The sequence below is a fragment of the Bifidobacterium moukalabense DSM 27321 genome (assembly GCF_000522505.1).
Taxonomy (GTDB): domain Bacteria; phylum Actinomycetota; class Actinomycetes; order Actinomycetales; family Bifidobacteriaceae; genus Bifidobacterium; species Bifidobacterium moukalabense.
This window is the reverse complement of the sequence record NZ_AZMV01000001.1, coordinates 433916-452682: the sequence shown is the minus strand read 5'-3', so window position 1 is coordinate 452682 and position 18767 is coordinate 433916. Positions and strand designations below refer to the sequence as shown.

Sequence of the window (18767 nt, the reverse complement as noted above, 5' to 3'; positions counted from 1 at the left end):
TATGCACGCCTGCTACGAGGGACCTTCCCGCACCGAGCCGGACAAATCGCTTCCGATAGGCGATCACGCACGATTGCGCGCCTATCACGCGCCGTCATCATGGCATCGTTCGTGCATGATTCGTCAAACGGCCCTTCCCATAAAACCGTGCACGACGGGTGCTCTCCATCTCAATATATTGATCCTCCAGGCAGCTTGTGGTCCTTGGAAAACAGCGCTTTTTGGAGATCAAGGCCACGGGTCTTGAAGGAGCGATCGCGCACGATCGCCAATACAACCATTTCCGGCGGATCGTGCATGACCGACGGCGATGAAGGAACCCCATCCCTCTCCTCAGCGGCTCCAGTCCCTTCGATATCTCCGGAGCAATCCGGCATAATCCGGTTCGGCGGCTTCCCTACCATGAAGCGAAGCGCACCATCACCGTCAAGTGGATCAAGCCGAAAAGGTACAGGGGCTTGATGCAGTCCTAATCTTCCCACGCATACCCAGGCCCCACAATGCAACAAGGCCCCTGCACCGAAAGGTACAGGGCCTTGCAGATTCACGAAACGGTTCAGTGCACGCAGAACGGCACGAGCCAGATCCACAGCAGGCAGGTGACCGCGAACACGACGGTCGAAACGGCCGTGGTCGAAGCGCCTTCCTTGACATAGATGTTGTAGCGGCTGGAAATGATGATACCGGAGAAGGCCGGCGGCAATGCCACAGCCATGACCAGCATGGAGATCTTGTCCGGATCGCTGCCCATGCCGCACAGCAGGCCGACGCCCAGAAACACGGCCGGGGTGAGGATCAGACGGAAGAACGTGTTCCAGATGGTTTCCCATCCGAGCGAGAACTTCACGGTGGACAGTGCCAGACCGGCGGCGAGCACGGCCACACCGGAGTTGGCCTTGGCGATCAGGTCGAAGGTCGGAGCCACCTGGTCCGGCACGTGAACGCCCAGCAGCACCAGGATGATGGCCAGCAACGGAGCCCAGCACACCGGCTGCTTCAATGCGTTGAGCAGCGCCTGCAGGTTGCCGTTCTTCTTCTTGCCCGCATTCGAGGAACCATGCACCAAAAGCTCGGCGTCCTTATCCGCCTTGGCATCCTTGGACGGATCGACCGTGACATCGCCCTTCACATCGACCACGGCTTCGGCGGACAGTTTCGCACGGTCCTTGGCCTGGCCGAGGTTGATCAGGTACATGCCGATAGGAATGGTCACGGCGTTGACGACGATGGAGATGATGGCGATGACCAGATTCGTGCTCACGGTGTCGCCGTAGATCGGGTCGAGCACTGCGAATCCAAGGAATCCGATGGTCGGAGAGCCTGCAATCAGCGCGGCGACGGCCGCTTCCTGGATGCTGCGGTGAAACAGCAGGCGGCACAGGTAGTAGCAGACCATGAACATGACGATGACGCCGATGAAACCGATGGCGGTCAGCGTTGCGTCCTGTGCGAGCATTTCGCGGGTGGCCTTGATGATGGAGACGAACAGTGCCGCAGGAAGGGCGATGTTAAGCACCACTTTGTTGAGTCCCTGACGCTGATCGTCGTCAAAGTAACTGAATTTGCCACAGACGTAACCCAGTGCCATGATGACGATGATCGGCACAATGTCGTTTATCAGAATATTTACCATTATTCAGTTCTTTCAATCTGGAGCACAGACCCGCGGGCGCACGCATTCCACCAGTCGCGCGCCCGCGGACTTGCACTCACCTAGTTACATGCGTGCGCCGGAGACGTAGTCGTGAGAGGTGACTTCGGAATCAACCAGAGGACCGACCACTGGCTTCGGGTTCAGTGCACCGATGTTGCCGGATTCCTTGCCCGCATATTGTGCAATCTGCACGTGCACGAAGCTCGGACGTCCGGATTCAACGGCCTCGCCGACCATCTTCTCGACGTCCTCAGGGGTGGTGGCGTAATAGCCCTTGCCGCCGAAGGCTTCGATCATCTTCTCGTAGTGGGCCTCATAGGTCAGGGTCAGAGGAGACGGATCGCCGTCATTGCCGAGGTTCTCGAAGTCGCCACGATAGATGCCGCCGTTGTTGAGCACCACGAAGGTGATCGGCAGGTTGTAGCGGCAGGCCACTTCCACTTCCATGCCGTCGAAGCCGAAGGCGGAGTCACCGCCCACGTACAGCACCTTCTTGCCGGTGGAGACCGCCGCGCCGATGGCATAGCCGGTGCCGCAGCCCATGACGCCCCACGTACCGCAGTCCAGACGATGACGCGGCTCGTACATGTTGATGATGTTACGGCAGTCGTCCAGCGAGTTGGCTCCCTCATTGGTGAGGATGAGGTCCTCATGGTAACGGTCGTAGACCTTCTTGATGGCGCCAAGTGCGTTGTAATGACCCATCGGCACCTGATCGGAGTTTTCCTTCGCCGCGAACTTGGCCACGTTCTTGGCGCCGGCTTCCTTCAGCATGCCGAGCCATTCCTCGGAGGCCTTGAACGGGAACTCAGCCAGCGAACCGTTGAGCATGGTCATGGCGGACCTGATGTCTCCGACCACCGGAACGGCGATCTTACGGGCGTTCTCGATCTCTTCCGGATCGATGTCGATCTGGATGAACTTCACGTCCTTGTTCCACAGCTTGCCCTGACCGAAGGAGAGCATCCAGTTGAGGCGCGCGCCCACCAGCAGCACCACATCGGCGTTGCCCAGGGCCAGGGAGCGGCAGCTGGCGGTGCTGTGCGGATCATCGTCCGGAATCACGCCCTTGGCCATGGACATCGGCTGGAACGGAATGTCGGTCTTCTTGACGAATTCACGCACTTCCTCTTCGGCGTGCGCGATTGCCGCACCCTTGCCGATGACCATCAGCGGATGCTTGGCCTGGCGAAGCAGCTCCAGCGCCGCATCAATGGATTCGCGTGCCGGCGGCATGGACGGAGCCGGATCGGTGGCGGTCCACAGCAGCTTATCGGCATCATCCTGGCTCAGCGTCTGTGCGACGGTGTCATCCGGGAAATCGATGTACACGGCACCCGGGCGACCGGAGGAGGCGATGTGCATGGCGCGTGCCACGACCAGCGGAATATCCTCGATCCTGTCCACACGGAACGACGCCTTGCAGAACTGCTTGGCATAGCTCATCTGGTCAAGGCCCTCATATTCGCCTTCGGAAAGATCCACGACGTGACGGGTGGACGAGCCGCCGATCATAATGACCGGATAACCGTTCATGGTCGCCTCAAGCAATGCCGGCAGGCCGTTGAGGAAGCCTGGGGCGGACACGGTCAGGGCCACCGACGGCCTGCCGGTGATGAATCCATCGGCCGCGGCCGCGTTGACCGCATCCTCCTCATGGCGCATGCCGATGAAGCGCATGCCCATGCCTTGGGCGATGCGGGCGAAGTCGGTGACCGGGATACCGACCACACCGTACATGTTCCTGATGCCGTTCTCCATCAGCACCCGTGCAAGGTAGTGCGGGGAATCGGTCAGATCCTGACGCTGGGCATTCTCGTTTTCGTCTGTCATTGTTTCCTCCAATCAAAACGACAACGCCATGATTGTAAATAGGTAAAAATGTGAATTCGTCGGTAGTAAAAAAACGTTCGTTTGCGGCTTAAAATCAACGATTCCCCTGTATTGAAGCCATATGCTTGAACACTTTTGGAGGGTATCGGAAAACCCCTGTTTGATACCCCCATCACATATGGACGGAATACCCCTTACCGACGCCGTACGGCAAACGGCATGAACGCTCCCGCAACTAGCGCGGCAACCATTATGGCAGACACCGGCATGAGCGGCACTCCCGCTTTCGGCATCTCCATCTCATCGGCCGTTGCCACCCGACACGCTCGAGCTCATCGTCGTAGGAACCGGTCGAAGGTCCGACGCGAGTCGCGGTACATGTCTGTGCGGTGGCGGCGATGCTCAAAGGACGCGGACGGTGCGACGTCCTCCTCGATGTGTTGCGGATGACTTTGGGGTCGATATGGGGCAAGTCATTCACAACAAATGATTCATCCGACGCAATCGTCAAAGTTATTCGCTAAAAACGGATTTAGGGGTGTATAAGGTTCCCTTCGGGAATATCACTCCTCTATAATCGGCGGTATGGCAGTAGAAAAGAGCGCGTCCGCGCACACCAGCAAGGCAGCATCGGCGACCGAGGGGAAGCCGGTCCGCAAACGTCGTACGACCAAGGCCAAGGCCGCGGTACCGCAGGTGGTCGGAGAGGCTCCTGCGCCCATCATCGAACGCACGGTACCGGAACAGTTCGGGCGCGTCAACGTCATGGATATCACCCCGACCGCCGACAACGGTCTGTTCCCCGCTAGGGTGGAGCTCGGGGAACCATTCACGGTGACTGCCCAGGTATTCATCGAGGGCCGCACCAAAGCCGGCGCCACCGTGTCGGTGCGCAACGCCCGCGGCCGCGAAGTGAGCCGCACCCCGATGACTTGCACGAACCCCGGTCTGGACCGCTGGGAGGCGATGGTCAGAATCGGGGAACATAGCGATCTCAGGCCTTGGGATGCCGACTACGCGCCCGTTAAGCGCCAGCTGGGCGATTGGAATGTCGTGATCGAAGGCTGGGAGGATACGTATCGGTCCTGGCTGCATGACGCCGCCATCAAGGTCGAGGTGGGCGACGACGTGGAGAACGCGCTGGAAAGCGGCGCGCAACTGCTCGCCCGCTGGGCCGGCTCCAAGGATTCCAAGCTAGCCGCCGCCGACAAGAAGATTCTGCAGGCGGCCGCCAAGACCATGGCCGACAGGTCATTGCCTCCGACCGAGCGCCTCGCCGCCGCCGAGACGGCCGATATCCAGCGTCTGCATGAGACCAATCCGCTGCGTGACGGCCTGTCCGAATCGAATCCGCAGCGGTTCCGCGTGGAGCGCCCGAAGTCCAGCTTCGCCGCATGGTATCAGTTCTTCCCGCGTTCGGAAGGCGCCCACTATGGCGACGACGGCAAGATCGTGCAAGGCGATCTCAAGACCTCTCTGGCCGGCCTGGAGCGCGCAGCCGCCGAAGGCTTCAATATCGTGTATCTGCCGCCGATCTTCCCCATCGGCGTGACCAACCGCAAGGGACGCAACAATTCACTGATCGCCGGCCCGAACGATCCGGGCTCCCCGTTCGGCATCGGCTCCGAGCTGGGCGGCCACGACACCGTGGATCCGCTGCTCGGCACCATGGATGATTTCAAGGCGTTCTGCGAGCGCGCCCATGAGCTGGGTCTTGAGATTGCGCTTGATTTCGCCCTGCAGTGCTCGCCAGACCACCCGTGGGTCAAGCAACATCCGAACTGGTTCCGCACCAAGCCCGACGGCACCATCGCGTTCGCCGAGAACCCGCCGAAGAAGTATCAGGACATCTATCCGATCGACTTCAACGCCGACATGCCCGGCATCGAAAAGGAAGTCGAGCGCATCATGAACCTGTGGATCGCCGCAGGCGTGACCATTTTCCGCGTCGACAATCCGCACACCAAGCCGGTGCGCTTCTGGCAGGACGTGATCGCGGCGGTCACCAAGAAGCACCCCGAGACGTTGTTCCTGGCCGAGGCGTTCACCCGCCCCGGCATGATGCGCGCGTTGAGCTATGTGGGCTTCACCCAGTCGCACTGCTACTTCCCGTGGCGCAACACCAAGGAGGAGCTGGAGAAGTACCTGCTGGAGACCAACGGCGACGACGGCTACTATCAGCACAACACCTTCTGGCCCACCACACCGGACATCCTCACCGATTACGTGCGCGACAACGGGGTGGCGGGCCATGCCGTGCGCGCGGTGCTGGCGGCCATGGGAAGCCCGAGCTGGGGCATCTACAACGGCTTCGAGCTCATCGAGAACAGGCAGCGCCCCGGCTTCGAGGAGCAGATCGACAACGAGAAGTACGAGGTCAAGGTACGCGACTGGGCCGATGCCGATAAGTACGGCATCACCGAGCTACTGACCAGCCTGAACAGGATTCGCCGCGAACACGTGGAGGCCTTCAGCTACCACAATGTGAGCGTCCTGCCGTCGTCGGACCCGAACATCCTCGCGTTCGCCCGCCACACCCCCGCCGAGCTGACGAGCACCGGCAAGCCCGAGACGCTGATCGTGGTGGTGAACCTCGACGGGCACAACGCGCACCAGTCGGTGATTCACCTGGAGATGCCCGACTTCGGCATCGACCCGAAGTGGGGCGCCCATGTGCGCGACGAACTCACCGGACGTGATTTCGCGTGGGGCTGGGACAACTTCGTCTCGCTCGCCCCATGGGCGGACGTGGCGCACGTGCTCCACATCGTCCGCTGATGTCGCTGATGCGCTAACGCAAGACGCATGGCGGTTGCGCTCCGAGGCCCGGCCTCCCGAACGCAACCGCCACAATGAAGCGGGTGGCCGAATCGTTGATTCCGATTCGGCCACCCGCTTCATTTCCTGTTGCTTTGCTGTCGTCACTCCGACTTGTTTTGCTCCAAATGGCACTGATCGTTGAGCACCGCATCCGTATAGTCAAGATGCTGCTCGGTTTCGTCGTTGACGGCGTAGTAGCTCTTACGTGTATTCCACCATGTTATCCACACGTCCCAAATCAGCAGACTGTTCGTATCCGGCGGACTGGAATATCCCGATGCCTCAGGCCTGGCCCCCGCTTCCTTCAAGGATGCCTTCAATGCTTTGATATCGCCAATTTCACCGGAAATCAACGTAGCCTGATCCCACCTCAAATACGCTATCTGCCAGTCATCCTGCGCCCGGTGTAACCCGAAATACGATGCCCCGAGAAGGCAGAAATACACCGCCAACACAATGGCCACGATACGTTTCTTAGTCATATTGATATGTTTCTTACTCATATTTGTACTGCAGCCCATACCAAATCATGTTATACCTCTTCTGCTTATGAGCATTTTCCAAGGATTCAGTCAAAGTTATACTATTTCTATTTGGCGTTTTCTGACAAATAACAGGATTTGCTTTCCCGTTCTTTACTACTACACCAATTACAACCATCGCATGATTAATCTCATTCTTCTGATCCTTTGAATCCCAGTCAACATACAATAAGCTACCTTGCCAAGCCTTCCAAACATTATCGAGACTTGTGTAAGAATGAGAGTAGTTTTTCATATAGTAATAATTACTGTTTGCATTCATCCACGATTTTGTTGTCAAAAGTTCAGGACTAACCGTCGAATAATTCCACAGATGAGTCACCGAAAGGCCTGCCTCATGAAGCGCCTGCGAAGCAAAATTGGCACAATTCCCGTTTTTAAAAACAGGATATTTGGGATTCATTTGTTTTTCATGCTGTTTATTCGTCCACGTATCAGCGTATCTCGACAAGGTTATATAGTTTACCCCGGCTGAATTATCACCGAAATTTCTTTTAGCCATGTCCAAGGCTCTGCTTGACCAAGCGCCTTTCTCATCGGTAGATGATGGCTGTGCATCATCGGAAAGCGTATCTTCTGCAGAAGTCTGAGACTCATTCCCCTCGTCAGCTACATCAATTGTCTTGTCAGACACAATGTCCCATCCCCCCTTCCGATGGAACTACTTTCAGCACATGCCTGTCCGTCCATGAAGTCGTCATAATTTCACGCTGCTGTCCGGCAGTATAGATTATGGTCCCTTCCTCAGGCTTTACGGTTGAATCGACTGTGACATCTGCTTGTATTTCATACCCATCGTCAATATGGCGCGCACTTATTTCTTCTGAAGATATATTTACATTTTTCAGTTCGCAGGCCTTCAGCCTGACGTGTGCTCTCAGTAACTGGCACATTTTTGACTGGACCGAGAGTTAGAGGCAAAATACGCAGATTGTAATGAATCATTATATTCTTTTAGAATTTCTTGAACTTGCCCTTGGCTTATATCAGACTCGGCGCTTGCAACTTGCGCTGTTCCGCCAAGCAATAAGACCATAGTCAGAAACGCTGCAATATACTTTGGCATTTCGCCACCCTCCAGATTCTCTTTGCAACAGCATCGCCCCTTAACTAAGCCATGTTCCCTTTATTTCGATATCCACATGGATAACTTCATGTTCTCATGACCGCAAACGGTGCTTAACCAACGATGCGACCATCAGGCTAGCCGATATTCTCCATTTCACGAAGGAGATGTAACGCATTTCTTTACACAAAAAAAGGAATACCCCTACCCACTCCCCTTCTCCAGGCAAAAGGCTGTCAACCGCATTATCATTACTCACTGTGATAGGAGAAAGCTGCACTGACATCGCACTGGTCGATAACGATGTTTGGTCCGCGAGATTGCTGTCCCAGTGGATAAGCGGTGCCACGAGTAACTACACCATCGCCTGGGTCTCCCTTTCCGGAGCCGAGACGCTTCACCGTTGTTTATTTGGCCAAAAAAACTCCCACCACACTCATTGTCGACATGGCCTTGGGCGATATCAACGGAGATATCGTATGCCGCAGAATCCGTCAGAAAACCGGCAGTATAGGACTTCTCTGCATTACGGCCTACTCCACGGAACGCTATGAGAACGATGTGATTTCGGCTGGCGCTCAGGGACTGTTGGCGAAGGAAAGTCTCACGCAGCAACTGCTCCCGGCCTTAGATCAGGTGTCTCAGGGAAAACCTATCGATAATCGTTTCCTCGATTCCGTAACAGCTCATCGTCTCCTTAGCCGTGAATCAGCATCCATCCCCGCACTCAGCAATCAAGAGCGGGATATCCTGAATCGATACAAACGCGGTCAAACAACCATGGGCATTGCCGAGGATCTTGGAATCAGCCATAACACGGTCTTCACCCACGTTCACCGGATTCTCAGAAAACTAAAGGTCAACAACCGCAACGAGGCACTGACATTATGCGACAAATACGATTTGTTATAACTCGCATTCGCGAGTCGGTACAACATATTCGCCGCAACAGCTTCTCCATGGCGACGAGCATCCTCTACCTCCTGTGCCTGTTTATCTTCTTGATCGACGAGACACGACTGGAAATCATGCCAGCCTATGCACACTGGAATACGATGCTCTGTATCGGTGAAGTGGTCGTATTTCTGCTGGCGGCAACATGGAAAATCCCGGGAAGCTGGCTCGTCATCCTCACCTCCTGGATCGGCCTTGTCACTCCTTTCCACGTATCCGCCGCCCTTATCTTCGGATGCATGTTGGCAATCACACTACTAGGCTTCAACCGATTGTCATACGGCATCAGCGCAGTCCTTCTATACTTCGCCTTGCATATTTCCGTCACCTATGCAAGGCATATGCCAATCAATCGGTCGGATGCGCTGCTCCTTCTCATGACGTTGATGCTTTGCTGTTTCGCCGGTTCCATTCTGCACCGATCACAGATAAACGCAGATAGGCTCAGGCAGCTCATGCAACTCAAGCATCGCCAAAAAGCGGCCATTGAGCTGCATGACCGAACATGTAACAACCTCACCTACGCGATTCGGCTCATCGACGAACGTGCACACACGCAGCCCTCCAAGACCGACATGCAAGAAATCCGAACTGTTTTGCAAAAATCCCTGTCACAGACGCGTAAGGTCATCTCCTATCTCGCCGCGGACGATTCAGCGGAGACCGTGCCACTTACGAACAATACACATCAGCTCAGGCAGTTGGACTCAATCATCTCCGAGGCACGACATCAATTGGGCCAACTGTCATTCCAAGGTGAAATCATCAACTCCATCACTGACCTGCAATGCCTGTCCGAAGAAAACGGCGAGCTGCTATTCGATATTCTCAACGAACTGTTCTCCAACATCATCAAACATGCCGATCCAGAACAAGGCTATTTCGTTACACTCGGCAACCCCGGAAAGGATATCGTCATTTCCGTATGCGACGCTCCGATCAACTCCCGTTCCGAATCTGAGGAACCTACCACTATCGGGCTACTGCGTTATCAGGAAATTCTGCAAGCGCACGGCGGGTCAATGACTATCCGGTCCGCAAACCACCTATGGACGGCAACTGTCACTATCCCACTCATAAACACATCCACTTCGGCAGCCACGACGGGCACTCAATGTAATGAGTAACCGTATCCGCTCCCATCGCATCACGCGCCGGAGCGTCAGGGACAATCTGCAGTGAGCCAATGACGAGCAATGCCGTTAGAACTGTGCTCGCCCATTTACCCATACACGGTCTCAAGATATGATTTTGACGCCGCATTTCAACCTCATTTCCGTCACTGTCGTTCATACGCGTAGCTATTATGCAGGGATTCCCCCTCCATGTCATCCCGCTGTCACAGAAATCTTTACCCATGACGTGCCTGCCGTACTTCGGCGGAAAGAGGTATTGTGGGTATCGGAAATACAACCTGCCCCATCTCAAGGAGAAACGAAATGGCAGAAACCTTCAACGTCGTGGTGGAGATCCCGCGCGGTTCCAAGAACAAGTACGAAGTGGATCACGAGACCGGTCGCGTGTTCCTGGACCGCACCCTGTTCACTTCCATGGGCTACCCGGATGATTACGGCTACATCGATGGCACTCTGGGTGAGGACGGCGACCCGCTCGACGCCCTGGTCATGATTCCGAATTCCGTGTTCCCGGGCTGCGTGGTGGAGTGCCGCGCCGTCGGTCTGTATCACATGGTCGACGAGGCCGGCGGAGATGACAAGGTGCTGTGCGTGCCGGCCGATGTCCGTTTCGATGACATCAAGGACGTCGACGACGTTTCCGAGTACCACAAGGCTGAAATCAAGCACTTCTTCGAGCAGTACAAGGCTCTGGAGCCGGGCAAGGAAGTCCTGCCGGGCGATTACTGGACCGGTGTCGCCAAGGCCGAGGAAGAGATCGTGGCCGCCCGCAAGCGCCTCGAAGAATCCGAGAAGTGATTCTTTTCCACAATGAGTAAGGCTCGCTGATGTCAATCGGCGGGCCTTTTCCGTTTCCGCAGCGGCTTGAACCCCCACAGTCGCTGGAGGAATCATCCCGCTCAGGACACATCCAGCGGCTTGAATCATCCAGCGGCTGGATGATTCGGGCCGTCACATGGCCATATCTTCGCGGGATGCGCTATAGTGGGGTCTTGTAATTCACGGCATGCGAACAGTATTCGCTGAATTCAAAGCCCGCTGGAAGCCATTGGCCCGCGTGCGGCAGTTCTATGTCGGTACCCCTAGGCGTAGGCGGAAATAACGAACCGTCGAGGCCCATCCCGTGGGGAGACCGGCGGGATGAACCTATTAAACCAGCTATGTTGATTCAAACCCTACTCATCGCCGTTTCCGTATCCATGGACGCCTTCGCCATCTCCATCGGCAAAGGCCTGACCATCAAGAAACTGCGCGGCATCGATGCATGCAAAACCGCCCTATGGTTCGGCGGATTCCAGGCGCTTTTCCCTCTACTTGGCTATTTCGCGGCCTCCACCTTCAGCAAATACGTGACCGCCGTGGATCATTGGATCATCTTCGGTCTGCTCGCCCTGATCGGCGGCAACATGGTGCGTGAGGCGTTCGGCGAGGATGAAGAGAACACCAAGGAGACTCCAGAATTCGATTGGCGTCACATGCTGCCGCTCGCCGTGGCATGCAGCATCGACGCGTTTGCGGTCGGCGTGAGCTTCGCCTTCATGTCGCTCAACATCTGGATTGCCGTGATCATCATCGGCGTGACCACCGGCCTGTTCTCAGCCGCTGGGTTGTATATCGGCCGTGTGTTCGGATCGCGTTGGCAGAAGCCGGCGCAGATCGCCGGCGGCGTGGTGCTGATTCTCATCGGCGTGAAGGTTCTGCTGGAGCATTTGGGAGTGCTGGTGCTCTAGGATTTCCTCCTTCGGTTGCGTTTCTCGCAACGGCCGGCCCATCGGCATTTATGGTGAAGGGGTCCGCAATCGCAATGATTGCGGACCCCTTCCATGCATTCGGTTTCAGAACATCTTTCAGAACATGACGGTGGCGAGGGAGGCGATGCCCACCGCGGCACCGGCGAGCATGACCGGCACCAATGCAAGACCGATCCATGGCTTGTTGGCTTTCGGATCGGGGTCGGCGTCGCGCTGCCACAGGTAGGAGCACACGCCGAACGCCACGATGATGGCCAGCGTCACCGCCGAGGCGAGCGCCCATGCCAATGTCGACCCGTATTCAGTGGAGGCCGCATTCTCGCCGTTATGCACCAACGGCAATATCGTCGGCAGGAAACACCAACCGGCGGACGAGATCATCGCAACGCCCTCAACCACATTGTGCGACAACGAACGAATCAGATGCGTACGGTTCTCACGGGCCATCTGACGACCGAACGCGACCACGATCAGCAGCACCAGCAATCCCCCGACGCCGGCGATCCAGCCCTCCTGCATCCAGAACGTGTCGCGATGGGCGAAGTCAGTGGGGAAGATCACGCGTCCCAACATCATCGTCGTGGCGCACACCACCGACAGCAGACCCGCGATCACGGAGATCGCATGTCCGGCAGCGCCGTCGCGGAATGGACTGAATACCGTCAGCAGCACGATCATCGCGACCGAAGCGACGACCGTATACGAGACGATGGCGGGATTGTCGGGGTTCCCGTAGCAGATGCCGGGAACCAGCGCCAACGCGACCAGTACGACATAGGCGACGATCTGTATCGCCAAAACCTTACCGAAGGATCCCCTGAGATCTTGCGGACGAGTCGCGGCATCAGATGCGGTCATCTCAGCCCCCTTTTCATTATGTGGTCAAACCGTATGTGCTAGGAACCAATGTAGCCGCAAGTGTCCACATCATGCGGATACAATCAGTGAAACGCCGGTAACACCACAAGAGTACAATCGCGGCATCAGTAACAAACCAAAGGGGATTAACGTGACGGACCTTACGCTTATGACGTTCGCTAGCGACCCCGCCACAGTACTTCCCTCCCTCGCCCTGCTTTCGCATCGTGTGCGCGTGCTGCCGATGGATGCGGCGAGCCTGGTGAAAATGCCGGAGAACACGATTCTGTTTCTCGATGCGCGTGACGATCTGGCCACCGCGAAAACGCTTTGCCGCCTGATCCACGCATCCGGACTGTCCACACCGATAGTGCTGATCCTCACCGAAGGCGGCTTCACCGTGGTCAATTCCCAATGGGGCATCGCCGACGTGGTGGTCTCCACCGCCTCCCCGGCCGAGGTCGAGGGCCGTCTGCGCCTGGTGTCGGAACGCGGCAACGCTCCGACGGGAGCCACCGCCGGAGCCACCGAAACCGGTGTGCAGAACGAGGACGGGCTCATCCGTTCCGGCGATCTGGTCGTGGATACCAACGGCTACACGGCAAGCCTGCGCAACCACCCGATCGATCTGGCCTACAAGGAATTCGAACTGCTCAAGTACCTCGTGCAGCACCCGGGGCGCGTGTTCACCCGTGCACAGCTGCTGCAGGAAGTATGGGGCTACGACTATTACGGCGGCACCCGTACCGTCGATGTGCACATCCGTAGGCTTCGCGCCAAGCTGGGCGGCGAATACGAACATGTGATCGGCACCGTGCGCAATGTCGGCTACCGCTTCGACCCTCCGGAAGAAGAGGAGGGCGAAAACGCCGCCAAGGCGAGCGCCGCACATGCCGATCCAAGCGAGGCGTAACGCGTAAAACGCCGCAATCGCAAGGCGGCCCGAGTACAATCATGGGCAATGCCACGAGAATCCAAAGCAGCGCGCCTGAAACGCATGCATCACGAATATGAGGAATTGTGCGAGACGATTCCCGAGCCGAAGTGCGCGCTGAATTTCACCAGCCCCTTCGAACTGCTGGTGGCGACCGTGTTGAGCGCCCAGACCACCGACAAGCGCGTGAACATGGTCACGCCCGTGCTGTTCGGGCTGTTTCCGGGACCTGCCGAACTGCAATCCGCCGATCCCGAACAGGTTGAGGACATCATCCACTCCATCGGCTTCTACCGAACCAAGGCAAGGAACATCATCAGTCTCTCGCATGACCTGTGCGAACGGTACGGCGGCAAAGTGCCCGATTCGATGGAGGAATTGACCGCGTTGCCCGGAGTCGGCCGCAAAACCGCGAATGTGGTGCTGGGCAACGCCTTCGGCAAGCCGGGTTTTCCCGTCGATACGCATGTGATCCGCGTGACCGGCCGCCTGCATTGGCGCAGCGACTGGACCTCGCCCACACCTGATCCGGTGGCCATCGAACGCGAGATCACCGCATGCTTTCCACCTGAGGAATGGACGGATCTATCCCATCGGCTGATTCTGCACGGCAGGGCCACCTGCCATGCCCGCAAACCGGACTGTCTCGGCTGCCCGTTGAACGACACCTGCCCGAGTGCGTTCAAGGTGTAGATAGGGTATGGGAGCAATGCCCGTGTAGTATGCGTCCACTACACTCGGGCATATGCAGAAGAACGGGAAGAAGCAGCGCGACCTGCACGACGCGGTTACACGATGGCTGATTTTCTTTGGCGTCGCCATCGCGCTGAGCGTGATGTTGTGGCTGGGATGGTCGCTGGCGAACCGGCGCAATCCGATTCCGGTATTCAGCACACTCACCTCGGACTCCACCGTGTCGATCGGCCTGCGTGACGCTCCCGAATCCCTCGACATCCGTACCCAGCAGGGCCATGCCGTGGAGCAGGCGCTGCTCGGCAACGTCTACGAGACACTGGTCTCCCGCAGCGAGACCAACAAGCTCCAGCCGGGACTGGCCTCATCATGGCAGGTCTCCGACGATGGTCTGACCTACACCTTCACCCTGCGCGGCAACGTGAAGTTCTCCAACGGTCACACGCTTGATTCGGCCGATGCGGTCTGGTCGTTGCAGAACGCGGTCAACAACCATTACGTCGATGCCGATCAGCTCGATGGACTGCAGCAGGTCGACAATCCCGACGCGCATACGCTCGTCATCACCCTGTCCAAGCCGAATCCGCGACTGCTGCGCGCACTCAGCGGGCGGGCCGGCATCGTGTACGACGAGGAAGGCGACAATGACTACGCGAAAACCGCCATCGGATCCGGCCCCTTCACCGTGGCGCGCGCGTCGAAATCCGAAATCGTGCTGCAGCGCAACGACTCGTACTGGGGCACCAAGGCGGCCTCCTCGCAAATCACCCTGTACTACTATTCCTCCGAAAGCTCACTGGCCAGTGCCATGAAAGGCGGCAAAATCAGCATGGCCCTGCCGCTCAGCGCCGACGCCGCCGACACGCTCAACGCGACGCGCGGCATCAGCGCCGACTCAGGCATCAGCTTCGACAAGGTGATGCTGGCGTTCAACAACGCGAACGAATCCATTCTGGCCGACCAGCAAATGCGCAAGGTCATGCGCTATGCCATCGACGCGCAGACGATCGCCGATTCCGCCAATGACTCCTATGGTGCGCTCGGAGGGCCGATCAGCCCTCTGGAAGACGGCTACGAGGATCTGACGGGGCTGTTCCCCCACGACCTTTCGCAGGCGCAGCAGCTGCGCTCCTACTTCGGCACCGGCTACATCGGCACCATCGATCTGCTCATACCCGAGCAGTACGAAACGATCGGCAACACCGTCAAGGAGCAGATCGAACAGCTCGGCGTCTCCGTCAACATGGAGGTCCTCGATGACGCCACCGTGCAACAGCGCATCAGCGACGGCGGCTACACGATCGCGCTGACCACCATGAGCGGTGAGGACGATGCCTCCGTCTTCACCGACGGCCAATCGGTGTTCCACTTCGAAAACGGCGATTGCCAGCAGGCCTATGCGGATGCGCTTGCCGCGACGAATGACAACGACTATCAGGAGAGGATGCGCACCTATGCGCGAACCGTCAGCGAGAACGCGGCCTGCGACTGGCTGTACACGCGTAAGAACTTCATGGCGGTCTCCGACAAGCTGCAGGGTTATCCGAAGAATCTGACCGACCGTCTGCTGCCATTGAACAGGGTCTCGTTGCACTGATTTTTCCGCGATATTCCGGCGATTGACGAGAATCGTCCATATTGACGCCAGTTGTCACAATCGCTTTCTAGACTAACGCTTATGACTGAAAGCCAAGCTAATACCATCAACGCGAACCTCACGCCGTTGCCCGACAAGGTCGGCGTGGACGGTCTCGAAGACAAGTGGCGCGGAGTCTGGGACGAGAGCGGAGTCTACAAGTTCCGGAACACCCGCGACCGCAAGGCCGTCTATTCCATCGACACCCCGCCGCCCACCGTTTCCGGCCATCTGCACGTCGGCCATGTGTTCTCCTACACCCATACCGATGTGATCGCCCGTTTCAAGCGCATGAACGGCTTCGACGTGTTCTACCCGATGGGCTGGGACGACAACGGCCTGCCGACCGAACGCCGTGTGCAGAACTACTACGGCGTGCGCGTGGATACCTCCCTGAGGTACGATCCGGATTTCGTTCCGCCGTTCGAGGGCACCGACGGCAAGAAGATCGATGCCAAGGACCAGGTGCCGATCTCCCGCAAGAACTTCATCGAGCTGTGCGAGAAGCTCACCGCCCAGGACGAGAAGCAGTTCGAGGCGCTGTGGCGTTCCCTCGGCCTGTCCATCGACTGGTCGCAGACCTACCACACCATCGGCGAGCATCCGCAGCGCGTGGCCCAGAAGGCGTTCCTGCGCAATCTGGCCCGTGGCGAGGCCTATCAGAAGGACGCTCCGGGCCTGTGGGACGTGACCTTCCAGACCGCAGTGGCCCAGGCCGAGCTGGAATCGCGTGAATATCCGGGCTTCTACCACAGGGTGGCCTTCCGTTTCGAAGACGGCACCCCGATCTACATCGAGACCACCCGTCCGGAACTGCTGGCGGCCTGTGGCGCGCTGATCGCGCACCCGGACGACGACCGTTACAAGAGGTATTTCGGCCAGTACGTCTATTCCCCGCTGTTCCACGTGAAGGTGCCGATTCTGGCGCACAAGGCCGCGGAGATGGACAAGGGAGCCGGCATCGCCATGTGCTGTACGTTCGGTGACGTGACCGACGTCGAATGGTGGCGTGACCTGAATCTGCCGCTGCGTTCCATCATCCAGCGCAACGGCCGCATCGTCATGGACACCCCTGATTGGATCGAGGACGGCAAGGGACGCGAGATCTTCCAGGAGACGGCCGGCAAGACCACGTTCTCCGCGCGTAAGATCATCGTCGACGCACTGCGTGAATCCGGCGATCTGGATGGTGAGCCGACGCCGACCAAGCGTATGACGAACTTCTACGAGAAGGGCGACAAGCCGCTCGAAATCGTCACCTCCCGCCAGTGGTACCTCAAGAACGGCGGCACCGACCAGAAGCTGAACGCCGAGCTGATCGAACGGGGCAGGGAGCTGAATTTCCATCCGGACTTCATGCGCGTGCGCTACGAGAACTGGGTGCACGGGCTCAACGGCGACTGGCTGATCTCCCGCCAGCGCTTCTTCGGCGTGCCGTTCCCGCTGTGGTATCCGGTGAAGGAGGATGGCACCGCCGACTACGATCATCCGATCGTGCCGAGCGAGGACATTCTGCCGATCGATCCGACCGACGACGTGCCGGAAGGCTACAGCGAGGACCAGCGTGACGTGCCGGGCGGTTTCACCGCCGAGCGGGACATCATGGACACCTGGGCCACCTCGTCGCTCACCCCGCAGATCGTGACCCGCTGGGAGGAGCCGGGCGAGGAGAGCCAAGCCATCTTCAACGCCACCTTCCCGATGGACCTGCGCCCGCAGGGCCAGGACATCATCCGCACCTGGCTGTTCTCCACCGTGGATCGCGCGCATCTCGAGAACAGGTGCCTGCCGTGGGCCAACGCCACACTGTCGGGCTGGATTCTCGATCCGGACCATAAGAAGATGTCGAAGTCCAAGGGCAACGTGGTCGTGCCGGACAAGCCGATCAAGCAGTTCGGCGCCGATGCGGTGCGTTATTGGGCTGCGGCGGCCCGTTTGGGCCTGGATGCCACGTACGACGAAGGCCAGATGAAGATTGGCCGTCGTCTGGCCATCAAACTGCTCAACGCCACCAAGTTCGCGTTGGCCATCGGCCGTGAGGACGAGAACCATCATGTGGCCGCTTCGGCCACCGCAAGCTGGAATCCGGCCGATGTGACCGAGCCGTTGGATCGTGCCGCCATGGCCAAGATGGCCCTCGTGGTGAGCGAAGCCACCGAGAATCTCAACAATTATGAGCATTCCAAGGCTCTTGAGGTCATCGAGAACTATTTCTGGCAGTTCTGCGACGATTACATCGAACTGGTCAAGAACCGTGCCTACGGCACCGCCGATTCCACCGGCAACGCGCCAAGCGAGAAGGCCGTGAAGTCCGCGCGTACGGCTCTGGGCCTGGGCTTGGATGCGTTCACGCGTCTGCTGGCCCCGTACCTGCCGTACGCCACCGAAGAGGTGTGGAGCTGGATGCATGAGGGCGAGGGTTCCGTGCATCGCGCCGCATGGCCGAAGGCCGAAACCTATGCGTCCGCCGCATTCAAGGCGTCTCCGGAGCTGCTCACCCATGCCGGTGAGGCTCTGGCCGCATTGCGTGGCATCAAGTCGAAGGCCAAGGTTTCGATGAAGACCCCGATTCTGTCGGTGAAGCTGGGCGTCTCCGATGACGTGCGCAACTCCATCGAGAGTGCGCTGGGCGATATCGCCGAGGCCGGCCGCGTGGTGGGCCGTATCTCCTTCGTGGGTGCCGCCGCTGCGGCCAAGGTCATCAAGGAGACCGCCGAGGCCGCCAAGGATGCCGCGGCAGCCGCCAAGGCCGAAGCCGAAGCCGCGATCGACGTGATCGTGGCCGACAGCGAGCTCGGCGAACCGCCGGCCAAGAAGCCGAAGAACTAAGGTAGCGGATACGTTTTCTCCCTCCTACGGGCTGATCCGTAGGAGGGAGAAAACGTATCTA

At 58.3% G+C, this 18767-nt stretch carries 15 protein-coding genes; 9 read left to right on the top strand and 6 right to left on the bottom strand.

Annotated features, from left to right (window positions below; translation table 11 throughout):
- Positions 1-170: 170 nt before the first annotated feature.
- The 3 genes from BMOU_RS11170 to oxc form a co-directional block, all read right to left on the bottom strand.
- Positions 171-404 (bottom strand): hypothetical protein, encoded by a 234-nt coding sequence (locus BMOU_RS11170; protein ID WP_137648344.1) that lies wholly within the window; start codon positions 402-404, stop codon positions 171-173.
- 152 nt (positions 405-556) lie between these two features.
- The gene (locus BMOU_RS01915; protein ID WP_034874271.1) at positions 557-1633 is read right to left on the bottom strand and encodes an AEC family transporter; all 1077 of its coding nucleotides are present in this window, start codon (positions 1631-1633) and stop codon (positions 557-559) included.
- An 84-nt stretch (positions 1634-1717) separates the two neighbouring features.
- On the bottom strand, positions 1718-3487 hold the full coding sequence (oxc, locus tag BMOU_RS01910; RefSeq protein WP_034874270.1) for an oxalyl-CoA decarboxylase: 1770 nt from the start codon (positions 3485-3487) through the stop codon (positions 1718-1720).
- A gap of 585 nt (positions 3488-4072) precedes the next feature.
- On the opposite strand from oxc, the gene BMOU_RS01905 reads away from it, so the two are divergent.
- Entirely contained in the window at positions 4073-6265 is a 2193-nt protein-coding gene (locus BMOU_RS01905; protein ID WP_034874268.1) for an alpha-1,4-glucan--maltose-1-phosphate maltosyltransferase, read from the top strand.
- 143 nt (positions 6266-6408) lie between these two features.
- On the opposite strand, the gene BMOU_RS01900 is transcribed toward BMOU_RS01905, so the two are convergent.
- The gene (locus tag BMOU_RS01900; RefSeq protein ID WP_003843355.1) at positions 6409-6810 is read right to left on the bottom strand and encodes a hypothetical protein; all 402 of its coding nucleotides are present in this window, start codon (positions 6808-6810) and stop codon (positions 6409-6411) included.
- Positions 6803-7483: an amidase domain-containing protein gene (locus BMOU_RS10855; RefSeq protein ID WP_137648345.1), complete on the bottom strand. Its 681-nt coding sequence runs from the start codon at positions 7481-7483 to the stop codon at positions 6803-6805. The genes BMOU_RS01900 and BMOU_RS10855 overlap by 8 nt, the downstream gene beginning before the upstream one ends.
- 879 nt (positions 7484-8362) lie before the next feature.
- On the opposite strand from BMOU_RS10855, the gene BMOU_RS01895 reads away from it, so the two are divergent.
- The 4 genes from BMOU_RS01895 to BMOU_RS01880 all read left to right on the top strand — a co-directional run bounded on the left by BMOU_RS01895 (position 8363) and on the right by BMOU_RS01880 (position 11735).
- Positions 8363-8827, top strand: a complete 465-nt coding sequence (locus tag BMOU_RS01895) for a LuxR C-terminal-related transcriptional regulator (RefSeq protein ID WP_003844292.1) — start codon at positions 8363-8365, stop codon at positions 8825-8827.
- Positions 8828-8874: 47 nt separating this feature from the next.
- Positions 8875-9996 (top strand): sensor histidine kinase, encoded by a 1122-nt coding sequence (locus tag BMOU_RS01890; protein ID WP_235143649.1) that lies wholly within the window; start codon positions 8875-8877, stop codon positions 9994-9996.
- A gap of 312 nt (positions 9997-10308) precedes the next feature.
- The gene (locus BMOU_RS01885) at positions 10309-10803 is read left to right on the top strand and encodes an inorganic diphosphatase (protein ID WP_034874260.1); all 495 of its coding nucleotides are present in this window, start codon (positions 10309-10311) and stop codon (positions 10801-10803) included.
- A gap of 362 nt (positions 10804-11165) precedes the next feature.
- Positions 11166-11735 carry a manganese efflux pump MntP gene (locus BMOU_RS01880; RefSeq protein ID WP_034874257.1) on the top strand — a complete coding sequence of 190 codons (570 nt, stop codon included), beginning with the start codon at positions 11166-11168 and terminating at the stop codon, positions 11733-11735.
- 117 nt (positions 11736-11852) lie between these two features.
- On the opposite strand, the gene BMOU_RS01875 is transcribed toward BMOU_RS01880, so the two are convergent.
- On the bottom strand, positions 11853-12614 hold the full coding sequence (locus BMOU_RS01875; protein WP_034874255.1) for a hypothetical protein: 762 nt from the start codon (positions 12612-12614) through the stop codon (positions 11853-11855).
- A gap of 169 nt (positions 12615-12783) precedes the next feature.
- Between BMOU_RS01875 and BMOU_RS01870 the strand changes: the two genes are divergently transcribed.
- The 4 genes from BMOU_RS01870 (at position 12784) to valS (ending at position 18706) form a co-directional block, all read left to right on the top strand.
- Positions 12784-13527 carry a winged helix-turn-helix transcriptional regulator gene (locus BMOU_RS01870; RefSeq protein WP_034874253.1) on the top strand — a complete coding sequence of 248 codons (744 nt, stop codon included), beginning with the start codon at positions 12784-12786 and terminating at the stop codon, positions 13525-13527.
- A 48-nt stretch (positions 13528-13575) separates the two neighbouring features.
- Positions 13576-14241, top strand: coding sequence for an endonuclease III (gene nth / locus BMOU_RS01865; RefSeq protein WP_034874250.1), 666 nt, complete (start codon positions 13576-13578; stop codon positions 14239-14241).
- Positions 14242-14293: 52 nt separating this feature from the next.
- Positions 14294-15838, top strand: a complete 1545-nt coding sequence (locus BMOU_RS01860) for an ABC transporter substrate-binding protein (protein WP_034874248.1) — start codon at positions 14294-14296, stop codon at positions 15836-15838.
- An 81-nt stretch (positions 15839-15919) separates the two neighbouring features.
- Positions 15920-18706: a valine--tRNA ligase gene (valS, locus tag BMOU_RS01855; RefSeq protein ID WP_034874241.1), complete on the top strand. Its 2787-nt coding sequence runs from the start codon at positions 15920-15922 to the stop codon at positions 18704-18706.
- Positions 18707-18767: the final 61 nt, after the last annotated feature.

Bases quoted from the DNA above. Each gene is read 5' to 3' on its own strand.
- nth (WP_034874250.1), top strand. From the start codon at position 13,576: ATGCCACGAGAATCCAAAGCAGCGCGCCTGAAACGCATGCATCACGAA.
- BMOU_RS01870 (WP_034874253.1), top strand. From the start codon at position 12,784: ATGACGTTCGCTAGCGACCCCGCCACAGTACTTCCCTCCCTCGCCCTG.
- BMOU_RS01900 (WP_003843355.1), bottom strand. From the start codon at position 6,810: ATGAGTAAGAAACATATCAATATGACTAAGAAACGTATCGTGGCCATT.
- BMOU_RS01860 (WP_034874248.1), top strand. From the start codon at position 14,294: ATGCAGAAGAACGGGAAGAAGCAGCGCGACCTGCACGACGCGGTTACA.
- BMOU_RS01880 (WP_034874257.1), top strand. From the start codon at position 11,166: ATGTTGATTCAAACCCTACTCATCGCCGTTTCCGTATCCATGGACGCC.
- BMOU_RS01885 (WP_034874260.1), top strand. From the start codon at position 10,309: ATGGCAGAAACCTTCAACGTCGTGGTGGAGATCCCGCGCGGTTCCAAG.
- BMOU_RS01915 (WP_034874271.1), bottom strand. From the start codon at position 1,633: ATGGTAAATATTCTGATAAACGACATTGTGCCGATCATCGTCATCATG.
- oxc (WP_034874270.1), bottom strand. From the start codon at position 3,487: ATGACAGACGAAAACGAGAATGCCCAGCGTCAGGATCTGACCGATTCC.
- valS (WP_034874241.1), top strand. From the start codon at position 15,920: ATGACTGAAAGCCAAGCTAATACCATCAACGCGAACCTCACGCCGTTG.
- BMOU_RS11170 (WP_137648344.1), bottom strand. From the start codon at position 404: ATGGTAGGGAAGCCGCCGAACCGGATTATGCCGGATTGCTCCGGAGAT.
- BMOU_RS01905 (WP_034874268.1), top strand. From the start codon at position 4,073: ATGGCAGTAGAAAAGAGCGCGTCCGCGCACACCAGCAAGGCAGCATCG.
- BMOU_RS01890 (WP_235143649.1), top strand. From the start codon at position 8,875: ATGGCGACGAGCATCCTCTACCTCCTGTGCCTGTTTATCTTCTTGATC.
- BMOU_RS01875 (WP_034874255.1), bottom strand. From the start codon at position 12,614: ATGACCGCATCTGATGCCGCGACTCGTCCGCAAGATCTCAGGGGATCC.
- BMOU_RS01895 (WP_003844292.1), top strand. From the start codon at position 8,363: ATGGCCTTGGGCGATATCAACGGAGATATCGTATGCCGCAGAATCCGT.